Consider the following 25,580-nt stretch of genomic DNA (forward strand, 5'->3'; position numbering starts at 1 on the left):
TCTAACAAATAAGATCATATTCCATATTTGCAAGGACAGTGCCAACTTTTAATATTATTTTTATATGTATACTATTCAATAACTTGAATTAAAAAATACAATAACGTTGTTTTCCAATGTTTCAGTTTTGTTTCATAATACGTTTCATTGGTTTCATATATTGTCTCGCTCATGCAACATTCTGATCATTCTCTACACTCAGCGACCGTTCAAAAGCAACTGAGTGAGTGCTTTCATAGCCGTTCACCAGAAATGCATCACATGTTTTCCATCATTGAAAAAGTGGCAATGACCGAGTTTCCTGTATTGGTTCGTGGCGAATCAGGCAGTGGCAAAGAATTGGTTGCACGTGCTATTCATGACTATAGCCATCGTAAAAACCAAGTGTTTATTGCTATCAATTGCGCAGCTTTAAATGCCAATATTCTAGAAAGCGAATTGTTCGGACATGTCAAAGGTGCATTTACAGGTGCAATTCGTGAACATAAAGGTGTTTTTGAACGTGCTGCGGGCGGTACGCTATTTTTAGATGAAATTGCGGAAATTCCTTTAGAACTACAAGCTAAACTTCTGCGCATTTTAGAGTCAGGCGAGTTCACACAGTTGGGCGGTGAAAAATCGATTAAATCGGATGTTCGCATTATTACTGCGACCCATCGTGCCTTACGCGAAGAAGCGAGACTGGGACATTTCCGTCAAGATTTGCTCTATCGTTTACGTGTGATTCCTATTTTTATTCCCCCTTTACGTGAGCGTAAAGTCGATATTCCGTTTATTGCAGATGCGATTCTAAAAGAACAAGATCCGTATTTTGATGTCACCCCAAAAATCACCGAACAAGCCATGGATATTCTGATGAGTTATGACTGGCCTGGAAATGTGCGTGAACTGAAAAATACCTTGTTGTATGCGCTGACTATGGCCAATGGCAAACCTGAAATTGATGTATATGATTTACCAGATGAAATTAGTCATACGCAATATCACCATTTTCAAAATCAGACTTCCAATGACACCCTCAAATCTCAACAACCGATCAATGCGGTGACTTTAGAAAAGATGCTCATTAAGCACAATTACAATATGAATCAAACTGCGAAAGCTTTGGGCATCAGTCGAACCACTTTATGGCGCTATCGTAAGCAACTGCATTTATAATTGAACGCTCATCCATGATTTTAATCTTATGAAATTTCTAATCAGCGCCTGTTTGGTCGGGCATCCCGTTCGCTACGATGGCAAGCACTGTTTGCATAGTAAACTCAAAGCGTTGATTAAAACTGAACAAGCCGTTGTGATTTGCCCTGAAGTGGCTGGTGGTCTCTCTACCCCACGACTGCCTGCTGAAATCGTCGGCGGTGATGGATTCGATGTGTTACAAGGACAAGCAAAAGTCTTGAATAGCATTGGAGAGGATGTCACCCAAGCATTTCTTTACGGTGCTCATCAAGCTTTAGAATGGGCAAAGGCACATCACGTTACCCATGTGATTTTAAAAGCCAACAGTCCTTCTTGTGGGGCAAGTTTGATTTATGACGGCACATTTACAGGACAGAAAATTCAAGGCAATGGCGTAACCTCAGCCTTACTGAAACAACATGGATTTGAAGTCTGGACCGAAGATGAATTTTTAAAAGCACTCGATTTACATGAAGATTAACGCACTTTTTGATGCTGAAATTCTAACGCCAAAAGCTCGGCTTTTAATTTTTTGCCACACGCAATAATAGTTTTACGATCTGCCTGTACTGCACCAAATTGCAAGATCAGTTCACGCATTTGCACTGTCACATCATAATGCGGATAAGATGCAGTACGATGAAATAAGCGCGGATCAATATTCATCTTTTGGCAAAGGCATGTAATTCATCCAGACCATCTGCCATCAGATGACACCACTCTTTGCCTCGATGTGACACGCGCATATTATCAACGTAAACCATGTTGTCTTTTTTCCCAAGTTCATTCGGCATCACTATTCTTGATGCTTTTATGATGAATAAATAAGGGATCTTGCGTTAAAAATAATCTTTTTTCACAATTTTAAAATAAAAAAGAGCGCCTTTATGCGCTCTTCTCTCAATTACATACTTTCAGCCGAATAAGATTATTTATTGTCTTTCTCCAATTTATCGGCCTTTGATGCCCAATAAGTTGCCAAAGCGGGACCCGAAATATTGTGCCACAAGCTAAAGATTGCACTAGGTACAGCGGTTATTGGTGATGCTGCAAAATGTACAGCGGCCAGTGCCACGCCTAAACCTGAATTTTGCATACCGACTTCAATGGCAACGGCTTTACTGTCAGGGTAACTTAATTTAAACAAGCGACTCGCCCAAAATCCTAGCAAGTAGCCAAAACCATTATGCAATATGACTATGCCTAATATCATGAGGCCTGATTGTAAAATGGAAGCCTTACTTGCCCCAATAATCGCCGCCACAATCGCCACAATAGCAATCACTGAGACCAAGGGCATGACCTGTATGTATTGTTCGACTTTCTGCTTAAACAACGCACGAATCATCAAACCAAGAACAATAGGAACGAGCACCACTTGAAGAATCGAGATAAACATTGAACCTGCATCTATTTCCAACCATTGACTGGCTAGAAGATAAAAAATAGCAGGTGTCAGTAAGGGTGCAAGCAAAGTCGAAACAGAAGTACATGCCACCGATAATGCAGTATTGCCTTTCGCCATATATGTGATGACATTTGACGCTGTTCCTCCTGGGCAGCATCCCACCAGAATCACCCCTATGGCAATTTCAGGTGCCAAATTAAATAATTTACACAAAGCATATGCCAAAGCGGGCATCACCACGAACTGTGCGACTACACCAATGATGACGGCTTTCGGACTTTGCAAAACACCTTTAAAGTCATCCAAGGTCATGGTCATTCCCATCCCAAGCATGACAATACCTAACATCCAAGTAATGTAAGGTTTCAGCCAAACAAATGCCTCAGGAATCCAAAGTGCAATGCCTGCAAAAAGGACCACCCATAAAGCAAAGGTTTTCTGAATAAATTTCGTGAATCGCAAAAATGCGGCCATAGACTTCTTCCATGAAAATTTTTAAATATTGGATTTAGGCTAAGAAAATGGAAGGCTATATGACTTCCATCCAATCCGAGAGATTATGCAACTAGATCTTTGCTATAAATCTTCTTCACGCCCTTCGACAACATCTCTTGCCAAGCATGCTGTAGCGAACCTTGAAGATCAATGCCCTTGGTCGCATCTGCAATCACATAACTTTCAAAACCTAAGTTTGCCGCATCAATCGCTGTCCAAGCCACACAAAAATCTGTAGCAATACCCACGACATAAACCGTCTGAATGCCACGCTCTTTTAAGTACCCTGCCAGCCCTGTTGATGTTTTATGATCTGCTTCTAAGAAAGCGGAATAGCTGTCTATGTGTTGATGGAAACCTTTACGAATAATCAGCTGCGCAGTAGGAAGCTTTAGATCTGGATGCAATGCTGCATCCTCTGTGTCTTGGACACAGTGAGATGGCCAAAGCACCTGCGTACCATAATCCAGTTGAATGGTATCAAACGGTTTTTTGCCTGCATGATTATCTGCGAAAGAGATGTGATCTGCTGGATGCCAATCTTGGGTAATCACAATATTGTCAAAGAACTGTGCCAATTCATTAATTTTCGGAATAATTTCATCGGCATGTGCAACTGCTAAATTCCCACCTGGGGTAAACCCATTTTGTACATCCACCACGATTAGCGCGCTATGTTCAAATCGCATCGTCAGTCATCCTTTATCATCTTTTTATCAATGACTTTGTATATTACACATCAAGTCTATAACTACAATGCCTCAAAATAAAATCGAAATGCATAAAAAACAAAAGCCCACAATTTATGTGGGCATTTAAAGACTAAACCAAAGGTTTTAAGATTAAATACGGCGAATTAATAACAACATGAACACTGCAGAAATCACAATACATGGAATCGCTGCTGAAATCACACCTGCTGCACCAAAGCCAGCAGTTAAAAGACTTCCCGCAATTGTAGGTCCTAACATCGCACCTATACGACCAACAGCCGACGCCACACCAACGCCCGTACCTCGCACTTCAGTTGGATAAACAATACCACCAAAGGCATATAATACCCCTTGGCAACCAATCACAAATGCGCCAACCAGTGCTGAAGCTAAATACATTTGTGTTAATGAATCTGCTGCATTCAATGCCAATAAACCAGAAAGAATTCCACCATACATTAAAATAATAACGTATGCCTTTTTCCAGCGGTCAGTTAACATGCCTAGGATTATTGTTCCAACAGCCGCACTGAGCATGAAATAAAACTGTGCTGTTGCACCTTCCTTACGTGTAAAGCCCAGCTCTGTAAATAAAGAAGGTAACCAGCTCAACATGATGTAAACCACCATCAATGTGAAGAAGTAACTCACCCAAATAAATAGGGTTTGCAGCAAGTTTTTCGAATTGAACAAATCTTTGAATGAACCTTGCGAAACACTAGCGACCGCACCATCAGTCTTAACTTCTGATTTTGCTTTTAAATATTCTTTAGATTCAGGCAATAACCAAACCATCACAGGGATCACAATAATCGGCAGCAAACCACCTAAATAGAAAATATTTTTCCAATTCGCACCAAATTCAGTACTTGCAACCAAAGATAGAATAGCAGCGCCAACAGGCATACCGCAGTACATAAGGCCAACTGCTCGACCACGTTTTTCAACGGAGACAGCTTCAGATGCCAAGGTAATTAATATCGGCATCGCTGCACCAAGACCTGCTCCGGCTAAGAAACGCACCACAAGTAAGGTATTAAAACTATTCACCCAAACTGTACATAAAGTAAATATCGCAAAAATCGCAACCGACCAAATGAGAACCGCCTTACGACCAATTCGGTCTGCAATTCTGCCACCTACCAATGCACCAGGAAGTAGACCTAAAATTCCAGTGCTAAAAAAAATCCCCAATTGAGAACTATCTAAACCAAAATATTCACGAATACCCGCGGCAGCAATACCCGCAGCTTGAATATCCATCCCCTCAATCACTGCAATGAGAAAGCAGATGCCTACCGTAATAATTGCATGTTTATTCCCTGATTGATCCATTCAAACTTCCTTTTAAATAATCAGAATAAAATTAGTCATAGATTATGTAGGGATCAAGGTTGAGTTAAAGTAATCAATAAGTGCTAGAAGATTGATCATTTATAGACAAATGCTAGCAGACTCATGCTTGAATAATTTCAACAATATAGTCCTAAAAACAATCAGTAAATTTGTTGAATTTTTAAGTTTTTGGAGCGTTGTTGAATGTGCACAATGTTTAATTAGATCAAATGATAAAATTGATTGATGATATTCATATTTTATTCCTCTAAGTCAGAGCTTTTTTCTTATTTTAAAATCATCTTTTTACTAAAAAAATATACATTAAAACTCTTTTATAAGTTTTTTTTAGTCTTAAAATGCATTGTTTTAATGTATAAAGATAAAAATAGTAGATATTTTGTTGTTCAGGATTTGGGCAACGATCTATTCTTCTGTACAATTCAAGGCTATATTCATACTTTTGCCAAATATTGTGTGAAAAATTTAATATTCTTCATTCACTTGGCAACAAATAAAAAAAAGTTACTTGTTTTAACTAAACTTTTTTTTCACTTTGACTAAAGCATATTGTTCTTCATGTCAGCTTCAGTCATAATTTGCATAAGCATTATCCAAGACGGTTTTACCATATTTGGAAATGTTTTAAATCAAAATACAAACCCGTCCAAACACGAGATGTTTCAATTTTTATTTGGATGGAAATATAGGATATTTTTTTAAAATGACTACGCAAGCACAGACCATTCAAGGCTCAATTGTCGCAATCGTCACTCCAATGTTTGAAGATGGAACTGTAGATTGGAAGGGTCTCGAAAAGCTTGTTGAATGGCATATTGCTCAAGGTACAAACAGCATTGTTGCAGTTGGTACAACTGGTGAAGCATCGACTTTAAGCATGGCTGAACACACGCAAGTGATCAAAGAAATCATTCGTGTTGCCAACAAACGTATCCCTATTATTGCTGGTACTGGTGCAAATTCAACTCACGAAGCAATTGAACTGACCAAAGAAGCCAAAGAAATTGGTGCGGATGCTGCACTTTTAGTGACTCCTTATTACAATAAACCAACGCAAGAAGGCTTATATCAACATTATAAAGCAATTGCTGAAGCTGTTGATTTACCTCAAATTCTCTATAATGTGCCTGGTCGTACAGGCGTCGACATGCACAACGAAACAGTCATTCGCCTAGCAGATATTCCGCAAATTGTGGGTATCAAAGACGCGACAGGCGACGTAGCACGTGGTGCTGAACTCATTGAAGGCTTAAAAGGCAAATCAATGACGGTTTATTCAGGCGATGATGCTACAGCTTACCAACTGATGGCGCATGGTGCTTTGGGTAACATTTCTGTGACTGCAAACGTTGCGCCAAAACAAATGAGTGAAGTCTGTGCAGCTGCCATTGCAGGTGATGCTACACGCGCTGAAGAACTGAATGATAAAGTTGCGGTTCTTCACAATGTGCTATTTTGTGAATCAAATCCAATCCCAGTGAAATGGGCATTACATGAGATGGGCTTAATCGGAACAGGGATTCGTCTTCCATTAACGCCTTTAGCAGAACAATATCGTGCTCAACTGCGAGAAGATCTAAAAGCAGTGGGTATCATTCAATAAGAGCTTTTAAATATGCAATTACGTTTAGGTTTAACACTTGTCCTTTCAGCTTTAAGTTTAGTAGGTTGTAGTAAGCTAAGTATTAACAACGGATCCTTAGACTATATCAAGAAAACGACTTCACACGAGCCACTAAAGTATCCTGAAGGCGCAATGGTTAGACCTGAAACGCCATTGTATCCATCTCCAGTGGTAGACCCTCTTGCCATTGAAAATGCGCCGACATATGAAAATCAACGTGGTAACCGTTTTGAATTGCCACGCCCAAATGTTACGCAATCCAATACTCAATTATCTGAAACAGCAACTGTTGAAGTGGGCAGACCACAACTTTTGACCGATGGAAATGGTAATCCATTGATCAAAGTTGAAGGGAACTCTGATACAATTTGGCAGTACACCACCGCAACACTAAGTAGTTTGAATCTTAATGTCGTTGCGAAAGGGAAAAACTCGCCAGAAGTAACGATTAAAGTCGATGGTCAGAATTACGTCTTAAAACTGTCTACTACAGGTTCAACAAATACCCTTGCTGTGTTTGATGCAAAGAATAACTTCGCAGATAAACAAAAAGCTGCAGAGTTGTTAACCCAGATTTATCAAAACTGGCCAGCCTAGTCGTTCTAGGCATTTTTTTCTGAAAAAGGTTCCACCATGTTAAAACAAACCTTGCTCTATACTGGTAAAGCTAAATCCGTTTATGAAACAGATAGTGCAGACCATTTGATTTTAGTCTTTCGCGATGATGCATCAGCATTCAATGGTGAAAAAATTGAACAACTAGATCGGAAGGGTAAGGTTAATAACCGCTTTAACGCCTTTATCATGGAAAAGCTTGCTGCCGCTGGCATCGAGACTCATTTCGAAAAATTGCTTTCTCCAACTGAAGTGTTGGTGAAAAAACTTCAAATGATTCCTGTTGAATGTGTGATGCGTAACTACGCTGCAGGTTCATTATGCCGTCGTTTAGGTGTAGAAGAAGGTATCGAATTGACGCCGCCTACATTTGAATTGTTCTTTAAAGACGATGCGCTTGGCGATCCAATGGTGAACGAATCTCAAGCCATTGCTTTAGGTTGGGCGACTGCTGAACAGTTGGCTCAAATGAAAGAATTGACTCAAAAAGTTAACGTTGTGCTTAAAGATCTATTCGCTCAAGGCAACATGTTATTGGTCGACTTCAAACTTGAATTTGGTGTGTTCCATGACCGCATCGTACTTGGTGATGAATTCTCTCCAGATGGTTGCCGTCTATGGGACAAAGATACCAAGAAAAAATTAGATAAAGATCGCTTCCGCCAAGGTTTAGGTGGTGTGGTTGAAGCGTATGAAGAAGTTGCTGCACGTATTGGTGTAGATCTTTCTGACATCTAAGTCTTGTTACTTCAAAAAACCGAGTCCAAAAAGACTCGGTTTTTTTATAATAAAAAATTAAAACAGAGGATAAAAATGCTTAAACCTTTGACCTTCTTTATGCTGATCAATGTGTATATGATCAGCACTACATTTGCTCAAAAACTTCAATGTTTAGAGGATTATCCCAACATCATTGCTCCAGAATTAAAAGAGATGATGTTACAACTGAGTAAAGGCGATTACACAATACTTGAGACTAAAACGCATCCGTCCTTAATCGAATACTCAGGTGGTAAAGAAGCCTATTTAAGCGTGCTAAAACTAGCACAAAGCTTTTTAGCCAATCAAAATATTGAAATTACAGATATAAAAACTGAAGCACCGACTTATACATATTTCGCTGGAGACGAAGAAGTTTGTTTTATTCCTAAAATGATTAGCATGAAAATATCGGGGAAAGCCATTTCAGTGCCTCCTTCTTATATGGTTGCAGTACGCACATTAAACACTCAAGAATGGCGTTATATTGAAGGCGCGAATTTACAAAAAAAACCACACTTACTTTATGTGCTTTTCCCAAAATTTCCTAAAGATGCCAAACTTCCATATGACACAAATGAAGCTATACAAGAATAGCTAATCAATACCAATATAAATTAATTTTATAAATCAATTATTTGATATTTATTTGAATAGGTTCTGAATACACTGAATAACGATTTTGCGTATCCATAGCATATCGATATCCTACTAGGACATAAGCCGTACCCTTGCCTAAGAACTTGAGCTGTCCATGTTCAAGCGAATATTTAGGGGCACCTTCCAATACGATAAATTCAGTAGGTTTATCTTTAAATTTTTCACCATTTTGTCGTGTTAAATTGACTTCAACATTCAAAACCTGACCTGTACGAATAGATAAAGAAGATTTAACATCAGCATTGAGCACAAAATTTCCATAATTTTGAATATGATCTGTCGTTACGCCACTTATTCCAGCCAAATATAAAGATTTAAATTTTTCATCATTCAGATTCCAAGGCCAAAAACTCACTCCAAAACCCTGTGAAGCACTAAACAAGCGCACCAGATCTTTACGAAACGGCGGATGATAAGATGAATGATATTGCTGTGCCTGTTGAACCACTTGCGCCACATTATTTTGCAAACTGGCATGATTAGGCAAATACCCAATCAAAATCCCTGTAGAAATCTCTGGTATCTGCTGTTTTGCTCTTAAAATTTGTTCATGATTAAACGAAGTCAGTACCACTTGATCAGACACATCGTATTGTTCTATTTCCTTCTTCAAGAGGCGAATAAGCTCAGGATTGGCGCTCTTCATTTCCACCATCAGCACTACATTTTTATGTTGCTTCAATACCTTAAAATAGTCTGACAATAATGGAATTTTATAGTTTTTATTTTTGCTTTTTAATTGACTGAGTTCAGCCCAAGTCATTTCCACGACCTTCCCTTTTGCGGTCGTTGTTCGGTCAATCGTATTGTCGTGCATGACCACAATTTTCAAATCTTTGGTCAATTGAATGTCATTTTCAACCAAATCTGCACCCAATTTCATGGCATGCACTGCACTTTCAAGTGTGTTCTCATCTTCTAAACTGGGTACACCACGATGCGCAATCATAAAGGGGCTTCGAAGTAAGGTATCTCTTGGAAATTGTTTTAAGAGTTGCGCATACGCTTCAGGGTTTTTGGTCAAAATTCCATTGGCCCCTAAGGTTAAGTTTTGTGCAATATCTGGAAGATCTTCTTTAAATAACGCTGCATCTAGCCAAACATTCATCAGGCGTTGTTGAATGTATCGAATATTTGATTTTGTCATCATGGTTTTTGGCAAGATGACGATTTTTGTCGATGCCCCATTTGCCAAACGGATAACTTGATTCAAGCTGGTGGGATTCGATTTTAGCGTGTGCTGATCCGTCAAATCTAGCGCCGTTTTCACCCAAGGCAGTTGTGAATTCACTGTATCTAAAACGTCTGTTTTTTTTGAAACCAAAATCATCTGAGCAAAATCCTGTTGCGCAATATGTTGTTTTAGCGCTTCTACAGTCTTGATGTCTTGAACTTCTAAAATCAGAACATTGGGCAGTTGTTTTGTTTTGATTAACTCCAATAATGAGCCAGTAGATTGTGCTGCAGTATTCAATAAACGAAGCGACTGATCTATTTGATAAAATGATGCTCTGGATGAACGTTCACTCGTGCCTTTTACTGAATCGGCCTTTGTGATCAATATCGGAGCACCAGAAATATTGATACTTTCTTTGCTATTGTTCTGCGTCATTTGTTGTTTTGATTTTTCTAAAATTTCACTGACTTTAATACTTTTAATTTTCATCAAAGCACCAGCAGTTGAAAACCCAATTTCAGCTTGGGTCATTGGATCTGCCAGTTCTATTTCTTGCACCAATTGCTGATTCAAATAGTGCTGCACGCGATTGCCAACCATTTCAATACGCGCTGTATAGATTTGATTTGCAAGAACAGGGGCTGGATAAGGCTGCGTCGTTTCCACCTGCCATTTCCCATTTTTTAATCGACGACCAAATTCAGTTCCATTTTGCAGTGTTGTATTTTGACGAATGGTGAATTGATAATATTCAGTCGGTATTACCCCTTGCCCGAGCTGCACTTGATAAATCAGCCCTGCCCACCGACTCTCATTCACCACATCCGCCAAAGTGAACTCAAGCTCTATTTGATAATTTTTATTGTCTTGAATCAATTGCGGCAATATCAAGGACGTTGGTATTAAAGCATTTTGACGCCCATCGATCCATAAAAAACCCTGATCAATATAAACACGACCTGGATTGTTACCTGGAATTTTCCAACCTATGCCCAAGGTACTTAATGTCGAAAATTGCTGTTCATAGATTATTTTGGAGGTATTTATCTGCTGCTGATGTTCTAACTGGACATTATTTGCACTTTTAGATTCGAATGTCTTTGATGTTGTATTCGCATAAGTTGAAGTCACTAAAATACAGGTATATAGCACAGCATATTTTAAAGTTTTCATAATAAATCTATATAAAAATCATAGTGTTCTGTTGTAAAAAAGAATAATTCACCAAAAAACATAAGCTGTTTAAATTATCATATGAGAATATTTTATTCATATTTATGATGATTATTTGCATAAATTTTGCGTTAAATTATCAGTTTGATTGAATAAATCGTTTTTATGAATAATTTTAATTTAAATGATCACTTTCACTTATTTATTCAACTTGATTAGAATAACTTAATACCAGGCAACTATAGGAGTTGGTTACTCACTGAGAGAGACTATAGTTGCCAACCTATTTATTCAATCATTTCATTCTCTTAGCTTTGAATTTAAAGAAAAAACTCTTCATTTTTTCTTAAATAACAGTATTATTTAAATAATAGCAATCCAAAAAAAATAAGATCGTGTTATGTACTTAAAAATTGAAAATCTTAAATTAATTGGGCAGGGGTGTTCAAAGATTGTATATCAACATCCTGATGATCAAAATAAGATCATCAAAATCATGAATCCGCAACGTGTCAGTATTCATGGTGGCTTTAAAAACCATAGTAAGATGAAGCAACGATTCGCTCAAGGGATTTATCGCCATTTTCGCCGTGAATTAATTCAATATTTGCAATTGTGTAAAGTAAATTATCAAAAAAATCAGTTCACTTTCCCTGTTGAAACGCCTTATGGTTTTATTCATACAGATCAAGGTCTTGGATTGATTGCAGAAAAAATCGTTGGTCCCGAAGAAAAAAGCCTAACCCTTGAACAATTAGCCCGTACAGGTCAAATTCAAGATAAGCATTTAAAAGCATTGGATGAATTTTTTGATGCTTGCTGTGATTTACATATCGTCTTTGCCGAGGTGAATATTGCAGGCATTATGTATACCGAACATCGCAATCATAAACCTGAGTTCGTTTTAGTAGATGGCATGGGCGAAAAATTATTCATCCCCTTGCGTGCAATGTTCAAATCCATCAATACACGCAACGTTCGTAAAGTTGAGAAAGACATTAAGCAGAAAATGCGACAAATGATGGAAGCACCATTAGCGTCTGAGCAAGTTTTTGTTCAATAAATTAGAGATGAAAAAGGCACCTTAAGTGCCTTTTATTCATAAAAACGGGTTATAAAATTATTGCTGTTGCTGTTGTTGCTGCCAACGACGTTGCTGTAAACGCTCACCCTCAACTTCGCGCTTATTACGCGCAGATTCGTATAGCTTTGTTCCTTTTAACTCAGGTGGCATATAGTCTTGTAAAACAAAGTTTTCAGGGTAATTATGTGGATATAAATAATCGACACCGTAGCCCTGCTCTTTCATCAATTTTGTTGGTGCATTACGTAAGTGTAAAGGCACAGGTAGATTTGATGTTTTATCGGCCAATTCCAATGCTTTATTGATGGCTAAATAAGTACTGTTGCTCTTCGCACTGGTCGCTAAATACACAGCACATTGACCTAAAATAATGCGACATTCAGGCATCCCAATGGCTTGTACTGATCTAAAACATTCACCTGCCAAAAGTAATGCATTGGGATTCGAGTTTCCAATATCTTCAGAAGCAGCAATGAGCATACGACGGGCGATAAATACTGGATCTTCCCCACCTTTCAGCATGCGAGCCATCCAATAGAGTGCCGCATCAGGGTCACTGCCGCGAATTGACTTAATAAATGCTGAAACCAAATCATAATGTTGTTCACCTGATTTGTCATACCGTGCAATATTTTGTTGAGCGACTTTTACTACAATCGCATTGGTGATGATATTTTCTATATCTGCTTCAAAAGTGCTTGCAACTAAATCTAATAGATTGAGTGCCTTTCGAGCATCACCTGCAGCAAATTGAATTAAAGCATCATATTCCTCAATTTGAATATGACGATCCTGCAAAAATTTATCTTGGCGTAAAGCTCGACCCAATAAATCCTGAATGGTTTCATGGCCCAAACTATTGAGCGTATAAACCTGACAACGTGACAACAATGCATTATTCACTTCAAATGAAGGATTTTCAGTGGTTGCACCTATCAGCGTGATTTTACCCTTCTCTACAGCACTCAGTAATGCATCCTGTTGAGATTTATTAAACCGGTGAATTTCATCAATAAAGACTACAGGGACAATCAGATCACCACTTTCAGCAATAATTTCACGTAATTCTTTAACGCCCGTATTGAGCGCAGATAAACTTAAAAATGGACGATCAACTGCTTGAGCTAAAAGCAAGGCAATCGTGGTTTTACCTACGCCAGGTGGCCCCCAAAAAATAATTGAAGGCAAATGCCCTTGATCAATCATTTGACGTAAAGGTGCGCCCTCACCTAAAAGATGGTCTTGCCCGATAATCTCAGACAAATCACGTGGACGTATGCGTTCAGGAAGTGGAATTTGAGTGTCGGACATATTCTTATGTAAATCGTAAAATGCTATTCCCTAGTCTACTATGGAATAGCATAAAACCAACTTTTTTCCTGTTAAACCGAATCAGATTTTTTAAATCATTCAATCAACTATTGTGCCCATGAAGGCTCATACTTTTCAAAATTAAGGACTGAATTTTAAAAGTTTTGCGTTCGCTTCATCTTCTAAAACCCAAATTGTTCCGTCTTTGGTTTGGTGTATATCACGAATACGCTTACCCATATTGAGGCGTTGCACTTCTTTCACGGGCTGTTGGTTTACATCCACCACCACAATCGATTGTGAAGATAACCCACTGATGAGCGCTTTATTTTTCCACTGAGGAAATGCATTGCCTTGGTAAAAGATTAAACTTGATGGGGAAATAACAGGTGTCCATGTGATTGCTGGCGCTTTAAACTCAGGACGCGTGTCATGATTCGAAATCACTTTACCATCATAATGATCGCCATTAGACACAAATGGATAACCATAGTTTTCACCTTTAACCACAAGGTTTAGTTCATCGCCTCCTTTAGGACCCATTTCAACATCCCAAAGTTGCTTTTTATGATCAAAAGCAATACCAAGCGGATTTCGATGCCCTAGTGACCAAATTTGAGCCGTTACCCCACCTTGGTCATAAAATGGGTTACCCAATGCAGGTGTTCCATCGTCATTTAAACGTAAAATTTTGCCAAGATTGGATTTCATGTCCTGTGATGGAGTGAATTGTTGACGTTCTCCCGAGCTAATCCAAAGTTTTGCTTCATCATCAAACAATATTCGATGTGAATAATGCCCTTGACCTTCAACTTTAGGAACCTGTTCCCATACTCTTTTGATGTTTTTTAGAGTTGGTTTTGCAGGATCTGTTAAATCCAATTCAGCCCGAACCACCACAGCGCCATCTAAGTTATTTTTTCCTCTTTCTGCATAACTTAAATAGATCCAATGATTGTTTGTATAGTTTGGATGTAAGGCAATGTCTCCCAAGCCACCTTGTCCGCCGTATGAAACTTGAGGTAATCCTGAAACATTTACAATTTCTTTGCGATCTGGGTTCAATATTTTCAGTGCACCTTTACGCTCAGTAATCATAAAACGTCCATCTGGGAGATCGACCATCGCCCAAGGCTCATTAAATGTTGCAACTTTTTCAGTACGATAACTTTGATTAATGAATGGTTCTGAAGTTTCTGAACCATTTTGTTTTAAATTTTCGCTTTTTGATTGAATCGTTTTAGAGAAACTGCTTTCATCGGAATGACATCCTGCTTGTAACGTTAATGTTACTGTCGCCAATCCCGCGAGCACCCAATTTTTTTTATTCATAACAATCTCCTACCTGAGATGCCTCAGAACGCTATTATAAGTAATTTAGCCACAAATTATGCTGTATCTATCACACAAATTATTGCTAAATGTGGAACAATATTGTTTTTATCTTACCTTACCCAGCGCACAACATATTCATCAATGTTGTCTTCATCGACATGTATTTCTGATATACAACGTCCTGCCGCTGATTTACGTGCATGCATAACACTTTCACGATCGCCTGTATTTAAATAATGCCAAGTGGGTAATTTCTTGCCTTCGTTTAAACGACGATAAGCACAGGTCGAAGGTAACCATCGAATCTGTTGTAAATTTTCATAGGTCAGTTGAATACAGTCTGGTACATGTTGCTTGCGATTTTCATAATCGGAACATTGTGCTGTTTGACAATCCAATAATTTACAAGACACTTTGGTATAACAGATTTCTTGTGTGTCTTCATCTTCAAGCTTGACCAGACAACACATACCACATCCATCACATAATGCCTCCCATTCCGCTTGGCTCATTTCAGCCAGAGAATAGTGTTTCCAAAATTGGGGACGTAAAGGCAAATTCATGGTCTACAGTGGCAATCAAAATAAGTAAAGGCATTATAGCTAAAATTAAGGAAAACAGCGTTGTAATTGATTGAAACAAAGCAAGCGTTCAAAACTCAAATACTTTCAATAACATAAGATTTGTTAATATCTAAGTTATTAATTTTCATCAATAATTATAAATTGTTTATGTACCATCTATACAATGCTTAACTTTTATACACTTTTTAAATACATATTGATTTGATTTTATTCATATACTAGTAAGCGAAGTACACATTAAACACGTATAAAAATCACATGGAGAATAACTATGTTTCGTTGGGCTATTATATTTGCGGTGATCGCATTAATTGCAAGTCTACTCGGTTTTGGAGGCGTCGCTGGTCTATCTAAAGACTTTGCTGTCATTCTATTGGTCGTTGCTGTGATTCTCGCAATTATCGGTTTTATTTCGAGAGGGAAAGTTTAACTTTCCAAAAGTTTCAAATATCGTTTAGATACTTAAAAAGAAGGGTTTAACCCTTCTTTTTTTATTTTTTCAATTTGCTTTATGCTGTGCTCAGCGATCAATGTCATCGCATTTTTAAATTTTCTTTTCATAATAATTTCTCACATTTCTCATGTTTTTTATCTATTTTTGATCATCAAAATCTCATTATTTATGCTTTAATCTTTGTTCATTCAACAAAAAGGACTTCATCAATGACCAACGCAATTCAAACACGTGAAATTCAGTACACCGCAGAAGATGGTTCAAATTTAAAAGGTTATTTCGCTGCACCTGAACATACACAACCCGTTGCAGGAGTCATTGTTGCGCCAGAATGGTGGGGTCGTAATGAATATACTGAGCAACGTGCCAGAGAACTTGCAGAACAAGGATATGCAGCATTGGCGATTGATATGTACGGTGACAAAAAAGTCACCACAGATGCAAAACAAGCCTATGAATGGATGATGCAAACTTTTGATCACCCAGACACGATTGTGACTCGTGCGTCTGCAGGTTTAGAGACTTTGGCCGCACAAGCTGAGGTAAATCCAGATAAACTGGCTGCAATTGGCTTTTGTTATGGTGGGAAAGTCATTTTAGATTTGGCACGTTCTGGGGCGAATTTAAAAGCAGTGGCGACATTCCATGCCAACTTATCTCCAAAAGCACCAGCTCAGGAAGGTCAAGTCAAAGCTGAAATACTCGTTCTTCATGGCGAAGATGACAGCATGGTGTCTTTAGAAGATGTTGCAAAGTTTAAAGAAGAAATGACCGCTGCAAAAGTAAATCACAATGTGTTGATTTATAAAAATGCCAAACATGGCTTTACAAACCCACTTGCAGACGAAAGAGCAAAAGCCAACGGCGTAGATTTAGGTTATAACGCTGAAGCAGAACAAGAAAGTTTTGCAGCGATGTATGCTTTATTGGCACGAAATTTAAAGTAGTTCATTCCAAACAAAACATAATGAACGATAGATAAAAGAGGATACGGCAATGACAGATCAAAAATGTGCATATTGTAATTATGATGAATACGATGTAATTGATAAAAATGATTACGGTGTCATTCTGCCCGAGCCGAATCCTTTATCAAAAGGTCATACCGTGATTATCCCCTTGCGTCATGTCAGTTCATTTTTTGAAATTACAGACAAAGAGCGTAAGAGCTTGCAGTCTTTGCTTGAACTTGCACGTAATGAATTGAAACTACGTCATCATCCAGAAGGCTTTCATATTGCGTTTAATGATGGAAATGTCTTCGGTGAACAGCCAAGTGAACATTTACACATTCATATTATTCCACGTTATAAGAACCAACCACTGAAACTAGACAGTCGTTGGGGCATTATTTCCGAATAAATTAATGGTTGAAACTGATCTAAAATACAATCCTGAAAAGGTGCTTCGGCACCTTTTTTCATGTATATAGCAAAAGTGCAAACAGTGAATCTTTACCCAACCCACCCATCGGATTCGTTATACTAAACGCCTCATCTTTTTGAACAGCTCACATGTCGCAATTCTCATTTTCAGATGCTTTACTTACGTGGTTCGATGTGCACGGACGCCATGATTTACCTTGGCAAGTGTCAGATGATCCATATAAAGTTTGGGTCTCTGAAATTATGTTGCAACAAACTCAGGTCAAAACTGTTTTACAGTATTTTGATCGTTTTATTGAGCGCTTCCCTACAGTTCATGATTTAGGGCAAGCCAGTTGGGATGATGTCGCACCCTATTGGGCTGGATTAGGCTATTATGCCCGCGCAAGAAACCTGCATAAAGCTGCAAGCATTGTCCATCAACAAGGTCATTTTCCAACGACTTTAGAAGAATGGATCGAATTACCAGGCATTGGACCTTCTACAGGCGGTGCAATGATGTCATTGGGTTTACGTCAATATGGCGTGATCATGGATGGTAATGTCAAACGTGTCTTATCACGTTTTTTTGCTATCGAAGATGACTTATCTAAACCCGTACATGAACGTGCGATGTGGCAACTGGCTGAGGAGCTTTGCCCAACTGAACGTAATCATGACTATACCCAAGCAATTATGGATTTGGGCGCAACCATTTGTACCCCTAAAAAGCCCTTATGTTTATATTGCCCGATGCAGCTTCATTGCAAAGCACATCAACAAGGTTTAGAAACCGAACTCCCTTTTAAAAAACCCAAAAAAGCGGTTCCAGTAAAATCAGCAAAAGTGCTTTTATTGCAAACTGGATCAAATGAATGGTTATGGTCACAACGTCCAAACTCAGGATTATGGGGTGGCTTATGGTGCTTACCTATTTTTGAGCAGGAGCACGATTTCCAAAACATCATTCAACAATTTAAATTGATCTCTACCCGACCTGCAGTGTCAATTTCACATAGTTTTACCCATTTCACGTGGCAATTAGAAGCGCATATCTTCCCAGTTGAACATGATCAGTTAGAGTTTCTTCAGGCTGAATTAGGAGGAGAATGGTTCAGTCCTGATCAAGCAACCGCTTTAGGTATACCAACCGCAATGAAAAAACTGATTTCAGCAATAGATCTTTGAGAACACTTATATTTATGACATAGTTAAAGCACTTTTCATGTTTTATCGCTTCATTTCAAATTTTTTAAAGGGTGTTTGCATGGTTACATTGATTCGCATGGGTATGATCAGTTTTTTGATTGTTTTAATCTCAGCTTGTACAACCACACCGAAGAAATCTACGCCAACGCCCTTACCGCAAAAAACAGTGAATCAATTAAAATCAATGCCTTTACCTAAACGCCTTCCGATACCTGTCGCAGGTGTTCATCAAAACAAACTGACAGACACATGGGCCGCCTCTCGTAGCAATGGACGTGCACATGAAGGTATTGATATTTTAGCGCCTCGAGGTACTAAAGTTTATAGTGCGACAGAAGGTCTGGTTGCCAGCTTGAAAGATAACAATTTAGGTGGCAAAGTGATCTGGATCTTAGGGCCTGGTGGGGCTTGGCATTATTATGCACACCTTGATGGACATAAACGTGGTTTGAAAGAAGGTGACTATGTGCGTCAAGGCGAACATATTGGCTATGTTGGCAACACAGGAAATGCACGTCATACTTCACCCCATCTACATTATGGTTTATACCTTGCTGGTCGTGGCCGTGGTGCAGTTAACCCATTCCCTTATTTACGTTAATTTTTGAGTTTAGGAAATATTCATGTCAGAAGCTTTGATCAATCGTCTCGTTGAATTTGCAGAATCAGGCAATCAGCAACGAATTGTGCTGAATGGACAATCACATCAAGGCTGGATCATGGAAATTACCGAAGATGCACTACTCATCAGCACGGGTTTTGCAGACAAGTCAGGTAAGGATTTCTGGATCAAATTCGACGATATGAACCAAGCTGAACTCTATTATTGGGACAATAAAAACGATCAGTGGGTTGAGTTCAAAATATAAAATCATCACCTCAAAGGAGCATCTTCATGACAATTAAACGCTGTGGTTGGTGCTCTTCAGATCCTTTATATATTGACTACCATGATCATGAATGGGGAAAACCTCAGTTTGATGAGTCGCATTTGTTTGAAATGTTGTGTCTAGAAGGTCAGCAAGCAGGCTTGTCATGGATCACCGTTTTAAAAAAACGTGAGCGCTATCGTGAGCATTTCTTTCAACATCCGATACAAACGATTGCAAATTTCAGTAACGAAGAACTACAAGAAAAATGCCTAGATGCAGGTTTAATTCGACACATTGGTAAACTCACCGCCATTCGAGATAATGCCATCGCTTGGCAAAACATGAAAAGCCAAGGCATTGATATGGTCAAATGGCTGTGGGATTTTGTGGATCATCGACCACTGCAAAATAGTGTTTCAGATTATAAAACTGCCCCTGCCCAAACAGAACTCAGCCAAAAAATTTCAAAAACTTTAAAGAAAAATGGCTTTAAGTTCGTTGGACCAACGACGATCTATGCTTTTATGCAAGCCGTTGGCATGGTCAATGACCATGAAAATGACTGTCATGCCAAATAAACCAAATTTGAAATTCAGACTTAAAGTTGAGTTTTAGCCCAATTTGCCAAAAGTTGAATCGCATGTTTAATGTCATCTGACAGCTCATGTCCAGCATTTAAACGTATGCAATTGTTATAGCGTTGATCTTCACCAAATACCAAACCAGGCACAATATTGATACTTTGCTGTTGTGCGTATCGATACATCTTTAAGCTATCAATCTGTTCTGGCATTTGAATCCAAAGTGCATATCCTCCTTGTGGCTGATTGATTCGAATTTCAATGCCTTCAAAGGTTTGCATGATGAATTGACGATACTGTTCGACTTGTTTCATTAATTTTGGCTTGAGCTGATTTAAGTGTTCCCGATACGCTCGGCTATAAATGAGATCTGCAAGTCCCAACTGTAACGGTGTATTCACGGCAACATTTTGAGTCAAAATTTTTGCTCTTAGATGTTTTAAGCGTGAAGGCAAACAAAACCATCCTAAACGATAGGATGGTGACAATGACTTCGATACTGAACCACAATAAATCACATAGCCTTCATGATCCCAATATTGAATCGGCAGTGGTCGCTTCAAGCTATAAGCACATTCGGCATATATATCATCTTCAATTACAAAACATTGATACTTCGCTGCTAACTTCGCAATTTTTTCTTTTTCAGCATGACTTAAGCAAAAGCCCAATGGATTCTGAAAATTAGCAGTCAACAAGCATACTTTTGAACTTGAATCTCGCATCGCTTGTTCTAGACGATCAATATCAAAACCATCAGCATGGGCAGGAATTTCTAAAATTTTTCTTTTTAATGTTGCCAATAATTGCAACTGACCATTATAGTTTGGCGTAGGAATAATAATGCTGTCACCAACATCTGTCAGATTTTGAATCACTGTCGACAACGCTGGCATACAGCCATTACTAATATAAATCTCATCTTTGGCGATAAAAATACCATCTTCAGCCCAATGTGCAGATAAAGCTTCTCTGAGTTTTACATGCCCTTGACGGTCGCTATATAAAAAATCTTCAGGTTTGCTATGTTTTAAGGCACGTTGAATGGAACGGCGTAATGCATCTATCGGAATTAAATTGGGAGACAATTGAATTGACCCTAAATGAATCAATTCATGGCTAATCGACGCTTCATGAATCTCGATTTGAAGTTCTAAATTGGAAACCTCTTTTGCCTCGGCAGCAAAATCTAGATGTTCTGGTTGAGCAATGATACGACCTTGATCGCTAGGCGCTTTAACGAAATATCCCGCTTTGGCTTTTACATAAATCAGTCCCTGCGCTTCTAATAATTCATAACAACTTTTTGCAGTATTTAAACTGACCTCATGCTGTTCAGCAAATTGTCTGAGTGAACTGAGACGCTGACCAACCGTTAATTCACCGTGATAAATTTTTTGAGAAATATGTTGTGCCAAAGACTGATATTGAAACGACATGATCTGTACTCATTTTTTAGATTTTGTTGTATCTGTATCTATCACAATAACAGATTTATGCTCCTGATAACGTTCCATTGCCATATGAAATAACGATAAGGAGACCATCATGAGATTTAAATTGAAATGCACGCCTTACATATTTGTCGCTACTACTTGCTTCATTGCTTTTGCATTATCCGCTTGTGATGCAAAGCCTAAAAATGCTTTGGCACAACAACAACATTTTATTTGTAAATCACTCATTGATGGATTTTTAAAAGCACAACATTTAGGACAATATGAACTGCAAAATGTTCACCCTATCGTTCAAGATGCTGTATCTGAAAGGCAGTATATTTATCGTGTTTCTAGTGATTATCAAATCAGATTAACGCCACAACAGAAAAAACTGCATTTCCAGTGCCAGCATCAGGATCCACAACACTATCGTGTGCAATTCATTCATACCGATAGTCAAATTGTACAAACACTGATCCAACTTGAATTGCCTCCAAAACCAGTCATGCGCCAATTAACGGCTTTCTCACTGGAATAAATCCACTGATCACAATCTGGTCACTCATAAAGTATGATTAGATGTTAAATACGTTTTAGCATCTATTCTGATCACCTTTAAAATCGTTATGACAGTTTAGGCAAAGTTTTTCCTTATTTAAGCATTTTGTATCCATCGAAAAAGTCGCAAAATAAGCACATAGAAATCTGAATTGAGAACATGATGTATTCAAATAAATGTCATATTGATGTGAACGCAAAATGAAATTAAATTTACCTTTACTTGCACTTGCTGTCGGTGCATTTGCCATTGGCACGACCGAATTTTCTCCTATGGGCTTTTTGCCCCAAATTGCTGAAAGTTTAGATATTTCAATTCCTACAGCAGGCATGCTCATTACTGCTTATGCCCTCGGCGTGATGATTGGCGCTCCGATCATGACGCTATGCTTTGGGCACTTTTCACGTCGCAAAGCACTGATTATTCTCATGGCAATTTTTACGATCGGAAATTTACTGGCTGCTATTGCACCCAATTACTGGGGACTCATGGGCGCACGCATCATCACCAGCTTAAATCATGGCGCTTTCTTTGGCATTGGATCTATTGTGGCAACGAGCGTCGTACCGAAGGATAAACAAGCCAGTGCGGTTGCTATGATGTTTATGGGTCTAACCATCGCTAATATTGGTGGTGTTCCCTTAGCCACTTGGGTTGGACAAAACATCGGTTGGCGGATGGCTTTTGCAGCGATTGCTGTATTGGGGCTCATCACCATGCTGTCGCTATGGAAAGCTTTACCATCAGATTCAACATCATCTCGACCAGATGTCAAAGCTGAACTCAAAGTGTTGATTCGATTACCTGTCGTATTGGCACTTCTAACCACTGTCATGAGTGCTGGCGCAATGTTTACGCTGTACACCTATATTGCACCGAGTTTAGAGCACATCACACATGCAACGCCGACCACCATTACCCTCATGTTGGTACTCATTGGCGTTGGTTTCTCCATAGGGAATCACTTAGGTGGAAAATTTTCAGATATTTCAGTCAATAAAACACTGATTGGATTTTTAGTTTTGTTGATGGTCATGATGCTGCTCTTCCCAATTCTCGCTTCGACTACAGTAGGTGCCGCTTTGGCATTGGTTGTGTGGGGCGCTGCAGCTTTTGCTGTTGTTCCGCCCTTACAAATGCGGGTCATGTCAGTAGCACATGAAGCACCAGGACTGGCTTCATCCATTAATATTGGCGCGTTTAACTTAGGCAATGCTTTAGGTGCAGCCGCTGGGGGTGCTGTGCTCAGTTTCGGTTTAAGTTATGCAGCAGTTTCAATCACAGGCGCACTACTCACCGGATTGGGTTTGGTGCTAGTATTTATACAAATGAAACTTGCCAAATGAACCTTTGATCTTGGTTTGACGATAAAAAGCCTGCATAAATGCAGGCTTTTTATTTTAAAATTTTGGGTAAATCAGGCAATCGCTTATTCGGCTTATTCAGTTCAGTTCTCATCTTTAACAGCATTTGATACGGTTGTTGTTTCAATAATAAATTGGTCACAGATTGAGGAATCACCCCTTCTGGGTCTGCATAACCCGTAGTAGTGACTTTGACTTTTTGTTCCGCTAATGGCTGAAACATCCAATTGCCTTGATAATCTTGCAAACGTACATAATCAGGATTTTTGGCTTTGCCCTGCTGTATTGCCTTATTCTTTATATAAATAAAACCATTGGCATCTTTAAAAACTTTACCTTGCACAATGACATCACGATCTTTGAGTGGAAATGGAAAGTCCAAAACCATATAGAGCTTGAATTCACCCTTATTCAAATCTTGTGAGAGTATTTCAGCATGAGCCACATTGGGCACCCAAGATTTCGCATACTCCACATCAAGAACAATGGCGACGGCACGGTCAATGGATGTATTTAAAATGGTCTCAGCTTTGTAAGACATTAAAGATTTATAAGGATCTTGAATGGTCCACACTTTAATATTGTTTTTATCCAAACTCAGTTTACTACTTTCAGCAGCAAAAACAGGTGTTGTCAGGCATAGCGCACTGACAACACACATCATTTTCATTTTTTTATTGTTCATTTTTTACAACTATATTCTTTATTTTTTTTTGATTACTTTCAATGATACGAAGACTTAAACTTCAATATCATTAAAGCCCAATACATCTTTCATATCGTATTTTTTTGGCGCTTTGCCAACGACCCAAGCTGCTGCACGTACTGCACCCGAAGCAAAGTTCATACGATTGGTAGCTTTATGGGTAATTTCAACACGCTCACCATCTGCAATAAACATTGCAGTATGTTCACCGACAATATCGCCACCACGGATGGTTTGGAAACCAATGCTTTTACGTTCACGTGGACCTGTATGACCTTCACGGCAATACACAGCATCTTCTTTTAAATCACGACCCAATGCACCGGCAATCGCTTCACCCATCATTAAAGCTGTACCCGATGGTGCATCCACTTTATGACGGTGATGAGCTTCAATTACTTCGATATCCACCGTGTCACCAAACACTTTAGATGCAAGTTCTAACAATTTAATTGAAACGTTAACCCCAACAGAATAGTTCGCAGCATAAACAACAGGTGTTTGTGTCGCGCTTTCATCTAGATATGCTTTTTGTTCATCATTCATACCTGTTGTACCAATCACGATGGCAACACCAGCTTCACGACATAATTTTAAATGGTGTGCCGTTGCTGCAGGTGCAGTGAAATCAATTACAACGTCACAATCTTTCAATACCCCTTGAAGATCACCCACAATCTTTACACCAACAGCTCCAATTCCTGCGAGTTCGCCTGCATCAGCACCAATCAAGCTACTTTCAGGGCGTTCAACTGCCGCGGCAAGCTGATAACCTGCTTCTTTTACGGCTTGAATGAGGATGCGTCCCATACGACCGCCTGCACCTAATACACCAATGCGTGGAGCTGCTGACATAACATATTCCTAATGTTGCTTCAAAATTGTCCTTACTATAACAAAAGACTGGGCGCTCGCTAAGATCAAGCGGACAAAATCAATGAAATAATCATTGCCGGTCACTCCATTGATACCTAGGTAACTATCAAACAAATACATAGAAAAAATGGCTAAAAAGTAAGATGACGTTTAGAATTTAGTCGATAAAATCGAATTAATAAATCAATATTATAATTATATTCGGTTTTTTAAATTCCAATATCCTCATTATGATGTCTGAGAAACATCAATACCTTCTGAAATAAGGATTTTTAACTTGGCAGATCCAGTTCAAAAAAAGCAATGATTCGTCGTATTGAATCATTACAACTCTCTCCTGCACTCATTTCTGCTTTAGATGATGCACAGCAAGCTGAAGATATCGTTACAGCGGTACATACTTTATTGCATTACTCACAGCAATGGAATTAACCCTTTAAAAGTTTAAGAACTCCATGCCATATCTCATCAAGCGATTGCTGAATTGTGATTTTTAAATAACTATTTACAAATTAATTATCTGCAAGATTATTTATTGAAAAACGTGCTTGAAGCTTGATATATCAAGATTTTCGTTAATAATGTGCCTGAATGATCAAATATGTTCTTATTATCTATCGAATTTTAATCGAATATATAATCGATCTTCACAGTTTCTCTGCAATTTTTGAGTACATTAGTCA

The 25,580-nt window shown here is 38.6% G+C and carries 27 protein-coding genes and 1 pseudogene; 17 read left to right on the top strand and 11 right to left on the bottom strand.

From position 1 onward, the window contains the following. The first annotated feature begins 171 nt into the window (after window positions 1–171). Window positions 172–1,158, top strand: coding sequence for a sigma-54 interaction domain-containing protein (locus G8E00_RS15810; RefSeq protein WP_166226207.1), 987 nt, complete (start codon window positions 172–174; stop codon window positions 1,156–1,158). 28 nt (window positions 1,159–1,186) lie between these two features. Continuing rightward, window positions 1,187–1,660: a DUF523 domain-containing protein gene (locus tag G8E00_RS15815; RefSeq protein ID WP_166226210.1), complete on the top strand. Its 474-nt coding sequence runs from the start codon at window positions 1,187–1,189 to the stop codon at window positions 1,658–1,660. Here G8E00_RS15815 and G8E00_RS15820 read toward each other — a convergent pair. From G8E00_RS15820 to mhpT, 4 genes and pseudogenes are all read right to left on the bottom strand, one after another. Next, window positions 1,657–1,943, bottom strand: a pseudogene (locus G8E00_RS15820) (DUF4031 domain-containing protein). The gene G8E00_RS15815 and the pseudogene G8E00_RS15820 sit on opposite strands and share 4 nt — an antisense overlap. A gap of 164 nt (window positions 1,944–2,107) precedes the next feature. Beyond that, a complete protein-coding gene (locus tag G8E00_RS15825; protein ID WP_166226213.1) occupies window positions 2,108–3,061 on the bottom strand; it encodes a bile acid:sodium symporter family protein in 954 nt (317 codons plus the stop codon). A gap of 83 nt (window positions 3,062–3,144) precedes the next feature. Then, complete coding sequence (gene pncA, locus G8E00_RS15830) at window positions 3,145–3,771, bottom strand: bifunctional nicotinamidase/pyrazinamidase (protein ID WP_166226216.1); 627 nt, start codon at window positions 3,769–3,771, stop codon at window positions 3,145–3,147. A gap of 153 nt (window positions 3,772–3,924) precedes the next feature. Next, window positions 3,925–5,130, bottom strand: coding sequence for a 3-(3-hydroxy-phenyl)propionate transporter MhpT (mhpT, locus tag G8E00_RS15835; protein WP_166226219.1), 1,206 nt, complete (start codon window positions 5,128–5,130; stop codon window positions 3,925–3,927). 724 nt (window positions 5,131–5,854) lie between these two features. Between mhpT and dapA the strand changes: the two genes are divergently transcribed. The 4 genes from dapA (at window position 5,855) to G8E00_RS15855 (ending at window position 8,746) form a co-directional block, all read left to right on the top strand. Beyond that, on the top strand, window positions 5,855–6,754 hold the full coding sequence (dapA, locus tag G8E00_RS15840) for a 4-hydroxy-tetrahydrodipicolinate synthase (protein ID WP_166226221.1): 900 nt from the start codon (window positions 5,855–5,857) through the stop codon (window positions 6,752–6,754). 12 nt (window positions 6,755–6,766) lie between these two features. Then, window positions 6,767–7,372 (top strand): lipoprotein-34 precursor (NlpB), encoded by a 606-nt coding sequence (locus tag G8E00_RS15845; RefSeq protein ID WP_166226224.1) that lies wholly within the window; start codon window positions 6,767–6,769, stop codon window positions 7,370–7,372. Between the two features lie 36 nt (window positions 7,373–7,408). After that, on the top strand, window positions 7,409–8,128 hold the full coding sequence (gene purC / locus G8E00_RS15850; protein WP_166012488.1) for a phosphoribosylaminoimidazolesuccinocarboxamide synthase: 720 nt from the start codon (window positions 7,409–7,411) through the stop codon (window positions 8,126–8,128). 75 nt (window positions 8,129–8,203) lie between these two features. Further along, a complete protein-coding gene (locus tag G8E00_RS15855; RefSeq protein ID WP_166226226.1) occupies window positions 8,204–8,746 on the top strand; it encodes a hypothetical protein in 543 nt (180 codons plus the stop codon). Between the two features lie 37 nt (window positions 8,747–8,783). Here G8E00_RS15855 and G8E00_RS15860 read toward each other — a convergent pair whose 3' ends face one another. Next, window positions 8,784–11,159: a glycerophosphodiester phosphodiesterase family protein gene (locus G8E00_RS15860; protein WP_166226228.1), complete on the bottom strand. Its 2,376-nt coding sequence runs from the start codon at window positions 11,157–11,159 to the stop codon at window positions 8,784–8,786. Window positions 11,160–11,559: 400 nt separating this feature from the next. Between G8E00_RS15860 and G8E00_RS15865 the strand changes: the two genes are divergently transcribed. Then, the gene (locus tag G8E00_RS15865) at window positions 11,560–12,222 is read left to right on the top strand and encodes a YrbL family protein (protein ID WP_166012491.1); all 663 of its coding nucleotides are present in this window, start codon (window positions 11,560–11,562) and stop codon (window positions 12,220–12,222) included. A gap of 57 nt (window positions 12,223–12,279) precedes the next feature. Here G8E00_RS15865 and G8E00_RS15870 read toward each other — a convergent pair whose 3' ends face one another. The 3 genes from G8E00_RS15870 to G8E00_RS15880 form a co-directional block, all read right to left on the bottom strand. Continuing rightward, window positions 12,280–13,554, bottom strand: coding sequence for a replication-associated recombination protein A (locus G8E00_RS15870; RefSeq protein ID WP_166012492.1), 1,275 nt, complete (start codon window positions 13,552–13,554; stop codon window positions 12,280–12,282). Window positions 13,555–13,695: 141 nt separating this feature from the next. Then, complete coding sequence (locus G8E00_RS15875; protein ID WP_166226231.1) at window positions 13,696–14,886, bottom strand: PQQ-dependent sugar dehydrogenase; 1,191 nt, start codon at window positions 14,884–14,886, stop codon at window positions 13,696–13,698. A gap of 113 nt (window positions 14,887–14,999) precedes the next feature. Then, window positions 15,000–15,452: a YcgN family cysteine cluster protein gene (locus G8E00_RS15880; protein WP_166226234.1), complete on the bottom strand. Its 453-nt coding sequence runs from the start codon at window positions 15,450–15,452 to the stop codon at window positions 15,000–15,002. Window positions 15,453–15,744: 292 nt separating this feature from the next. On the opposite strand from G8E00_RS15880, the gene G8E00_RS15885 reads away from it, so the two are divergent. The 7 genes from G8E00_RS15885 to G8E00_RS15915 all read left to right on the top strand — a co-directional run bounded on the left by G8E00_RS15885 (window position 15,745) and on the right by G8E00_RS15915 (window position 19,950). Continuing rightward, on the top strand, window positions 15,745–15,903 hold the full coding sequence (locus G8E00_RS15885; protein WP_166012495.1) for a DUF1328 domain-containing protein: 159 nt from the start codon (window positions 15,745–15,747) through the stop codon (window positions 15,901–15,903). A gap of 233 nt (window positions 15,904–16,136) precedes the next feature. Beyond that, entirely contained in the window at window positions 16,137–16,874 is a 738-nt protein-coding gene (locus tag G8E00_RS15890) for a dienelactone hydrolase family protein (RefSeq protein WP_166012496.1), read from the top strand. Between the two features lie 49 nt (window positions 16,875–16,923). Beyond that, on the top strand, window positions 16,924–17,289 hold the full coding sequence (locus G8E00_RS15895) for an HIT family protein (protein ID WP_166012497.1): 366 nt from the start codon (window positions 16,924–16,926) through the stop codon (window positions 17,287–17,289). A gap of 152 nt (window positions 17,290–17,441) precedes the next feature. After that, window positions 17,442–18,479: an A/G-specific adenine glycosylase gene (gene mutY / locus G8E00_RS15900; protein ID WP_166012498.1), complete on the top strand. Its 1,038-nt coding sequence runs from the start codon at window positions 17,442–17,444 to the stop codon at window positions 18,477–18,479. A 79-nt stretch (window positions 18,480–18,558) separates the two neighbouring features. Next, window positions 18,559–19,101, top strand: a complete 543-nt coding sequence (locus G8E00_RS15905; RefSeq protein ID WP_166012499.1) for a M23 family metallopeptidase — start codon at window positions 18,559–18,561, stop codon at window positions 19,099–19,101. 22 nt (window positions 19,102–19,123) lie between these two features. After that, complete coding sequence (locus G8E00_RS15910) at window positions 19,124–19,369, top strand: hypothetical protein (protein ID WP_166012500.1); 246 nt, start codon at window positions 19,124–19,126, stop codon at window positions 19,367–19,369. Window positions 19,370–19,395: 26 nt separating this feature from the next. Beyond that, on the top strand, window positions 19,396–19,950 hold the full coding sequence (locus tag G8E00_RS15915) for a DNA-3-methyladenine glycosylase I (RefSeq protein WP_166226237.1): 555 nt from the start codon (window positions 19,396–19,398) through the stop codon (window positions 19,948–19,950). A gap of 20 nt (window positions 19,951–19,970) precedes the next feature. Here G8E00_RS15915 and G8E00_RS15920 read toward each other — a convergent pair whose 3' ends face one another. Next, a complete protein-coding gene (locus G8E00_RS15920; protein ID WP_166226240.1) occupies window positions 19,971–21,392 on the bottom strand; it encodes an aminotransferase-like domain-containing protein in 1,422 nt (473 codons plus the stop codon). Between the two features lie 109 nt (window positions 21,393–21,501). On the opposite strand from G8E00_RS15920, the gene G8E00_RS15925 reads away from it, so the two are divergent. Both G8E00_RS15925 and G8E00_RS15930 read left to right on the top strand, forming a co-directional pair. Continuing rightward, window positions 21,502–21,930, top strand: coding sequence for a hypothetical protein (locus tag G8E00_RS15925; protein ID WP_166226243.1), 429 nt, complete (start codon window positions 21,502–21,504; stop codon window positions 21,928–21,930). 221 nt (window positions 21,931–22,151) lie between these two features. After that, the gene (locus tag G8E00_RS15930) at window positions 22,152–23,297 is read left to right on the top strand and encodes an MFS transporter (RefSeq protein WP_166226245.1); all 1,146 of its coding nucleotides are present in this window, start codon (window positions 22,152–22,154) and stop codon (window positions 23,295–23,297) included. Between the two features lie 49 nt (window positions 23,298–23,346). On the opposite strand, the gene G8E00_RS15935 is transcribed toward G8E00_RS15930, so the two are convergent. Both G8E00_RS15935 and dapB read right to left on the bottom strand, forming a co-directional pair. After that, window positions 23,347–24,000 (bottom strand): START domain-containing protein, encoded by a 654-nt coding sequence (locus G8E00_RS15935; RefSeq protein WP_166226248.1) that lies wholly within the window; start codon window positions 23,998–24,000, stop codon window positions 23,347–23,349. A gap of 54 nt (window positions 24,001–24,054) precedes the next feature. Continuing rightward, on the bottom strand, window positions 24,055–24,876 hold the full coding sequence (gene dapB, locus G8E00_RS15940; protein ID WP_166226250.1) for a 4-hydroxy-tetrahydrodipicolinate reductase: 822 nt from the start codon (window positions 24,874–24,876) through the stop codon (window positions 24,055–24,057). Between the two features lie 324 nt (window positions 24,877–25,200). On the opposite strand from dapB, the gene G8E00_RS16495 reads away from it, so the two are divergent. After that, window positions 25,201–25,329, top strand: coding sequence for a hypothetical protein (locus G8E00_RS16495; RefSeq protein ID WP_264821262.1), 129 nt, complete (start codon window positions 25,201–25,203; stop codon window positions 25,327–25,329). Window positions 25,330–25,580 lie beyond the last annotated feature (251 nt).

Origin of the sequence: Acinetobacter shaoyimingii (assembly GCF_011578045.1) — a bacterium.
GTDB lineage: Bacteria > Pseudomonadota > Gammaproteobacteria > Pseudomonadales > Moraxellaceae > Acinetobacter > Acinetobacter shaoyimingii.

Excerpts from the sequence above, each read along its gene's own strand:
- G8E00_RS15810 (WP_166226207.1), top strand. The coding sequence starts at position 172 with ATGCAACATTCTGATCATTCTCTACACTCAGCGACCGTTCAAAAGCAA.
- G8E00_RS15815 (WP_166226210.1), top strand. The coding sequence starts at position 1,187 with ATGAAATTTCTAATCAGCGCCTGTTTGGTCGGGCATCCCGTTCGCTAC.
- G8E00_RS15825 (WP_166226213.1), bottom strand. The coding sequence starts at position 3,061 with ATGGCCGCATTTTTGCGATTCACGAAATTTATTCAGAAAACCTTTGCT.
- pncA (WP_166226216.1), bottom strand. The coding sequence starts at position 3,771 with ATGCGATTTGAACATAGCGCGCTAATCGTGGTGGATGTACAAAATGGG.
- mhpT (WP_166226219.1), bottom strand. The coding sequence starts at position 5,130 with ATGGATCAATCAGGGAATAAACATGCAATTATTACGGTAGGCATCTGC.
- dapA (WP_166226221.1), top strand. The coding sequence starts at position 5,855 with ATGACTACGCAAGCACAGACCATTCAAGGCTCAATTGTCGCAATCGTC.
- G8E00_RS15845 (WP_166226224.1), top strand. The coding sequence starts at position 6,767 with ATGCAATTACGTTTAGGTTTAACACTTGTCCTTTCAGCTTTAAGTTTA.
- purC (WP_166012488.1), top strand. The coding sequence starts at position 7,409 with ATGTTAAAACAAACCTTGCTCTATACTGGTAAAGCTAAATCCGTTTAT.
- G8E00_RS15855 (WP_166226226.1), top strand. The coding sequence starts at position 8,204 with ATGCTTAAACCTTTGACCTTCTTTATGCTGATCAATGTGTATATGATC.
- G8E00_RS15860 (WP_166226228.1), bottom strand. The coding sequence starts at position 11,159 with ATGAAAACTTTAAAATATGCTGTGCTATATACCTGTATTTTAGTGACT.
- G8E00_RS15865 (WP_166012491.1), top strand. The coding sequence starts at position 11,560 with ATGTACTTAAAAATTGAAAATCTTAAATTAATTGGGCAGGGGTGTTCA.
- G8E00_RS15870 (WP_166012492.1), bottom strand. The coding sequence starts at position 13,554 with ATGTCCGACACTCAAATTCCACTTCCTGAACGCATACGTCCACGTGAT.
- G8E00_RS15875 (WP_166226231.1), bottom strand. The coding sequence starts at position 14,886 with ATGAATAAAAAAAATTGGGTGCTCGCGGGATTGGCGACAGTAACATTA.
- G8E00_RS15880 (WP_166226234.1), bottom strand. The coding sequence starts at position 15,452 with ATGAATTTGCCTTTACGTCCCCAATTTTGGAAACACTATTCTCTGGCT.
- G8E00_RS15885 (WP_166012495.1), top strand. The coding sequence starts at position 15,745 with ATGTTTCGTTGGGCTATTATATTTGCGGTGATCGCATTAATTGCAAGT.
- G8E00_RS15890 (WP_166012496.1), top strand. The coding sequence starts at position 16,137 with ATGACCAACGCAATTCAAACACGTGAAATTCAGTACACCGCAGAAGAT.
- G8E00_RS15895 (WP_166012497.1), top strand. The coding sequence starts at position 16,924 with ATGACAGATCAAAAATGTGCATATTGTAATTATGATGAATACGATGTA.
- mutY (WP_166012498.1), top strand. The coding sequence starts at position 17,442 with ATGTCGCAATTCTCATTTTCAGATGCTTTACTTACGTGGTTCGATGTG.
- G8E00_RS15905 (WP_166012499.1), top strand. The coding sequence starts at position 18,559 with ATGGTTACATTGATTCGCATGGGTATGATCAGTTTTTTGATTGTTTTA.
- G8E00_RS15910 (WP_166012500.1), top strand. The coding sequence starts at position 19,124 with ATGTCAGAAGCTTTGATCAATCGTCTCGTTGAATTTGCAGAATCAGGC.
- G8E00_RS15915 (WP_166226237.1), top strand. The coding sequence starts at position 19,396 with ATGACAATTAAACGCTGTGGTTGGTGCTCTTCAGATCCTTTATATATT.
- G8E00_RS15920 (WP_166226240.1), bottom strand. The coding sequence starts at position 21,392 with ATGTCGTTTCAATATCAGTCTTTGGCACAACATATTTCTCAAAAAATT.
- G8E00_RS15925 (WP_166226243.1), top strand. The coding sequence starts at position 21,502 with ATGAGATTTAAATTGAAATGCACGCCTTACATATTTGTCGCTACTACT.
- G8E00_RS15930 (WP_166226245.1), top strand. The coding sequence starts at position 22,152 with ATGAAATTAAATTTACCTTTACTTGCACTTGCTGTCGGTGCATTTGCC.
- G8E00_RS15935 (WP_166226248.1), bottom strand. The coding sequence starts at position 24,000 with ATGAACAATAAAAAAATGAAAATGATGTGTGTTGTCAGTGCGCTATGC.
- dapB (WP_166226250.1), bottom strand. The coding sequence starts at position 24,876 with ATGTCAGCAGCTCCACGCATTGGTGTATTAGGTGCAGGCGGTCGTATG.
- G8E00_RS16495 (WP_264821262.1), top strand. The coding sequence starts at position 25,201 with ATGATTCGTCGTATTGAATCATTACAACTCTCTCCTGCACTCATTTCT.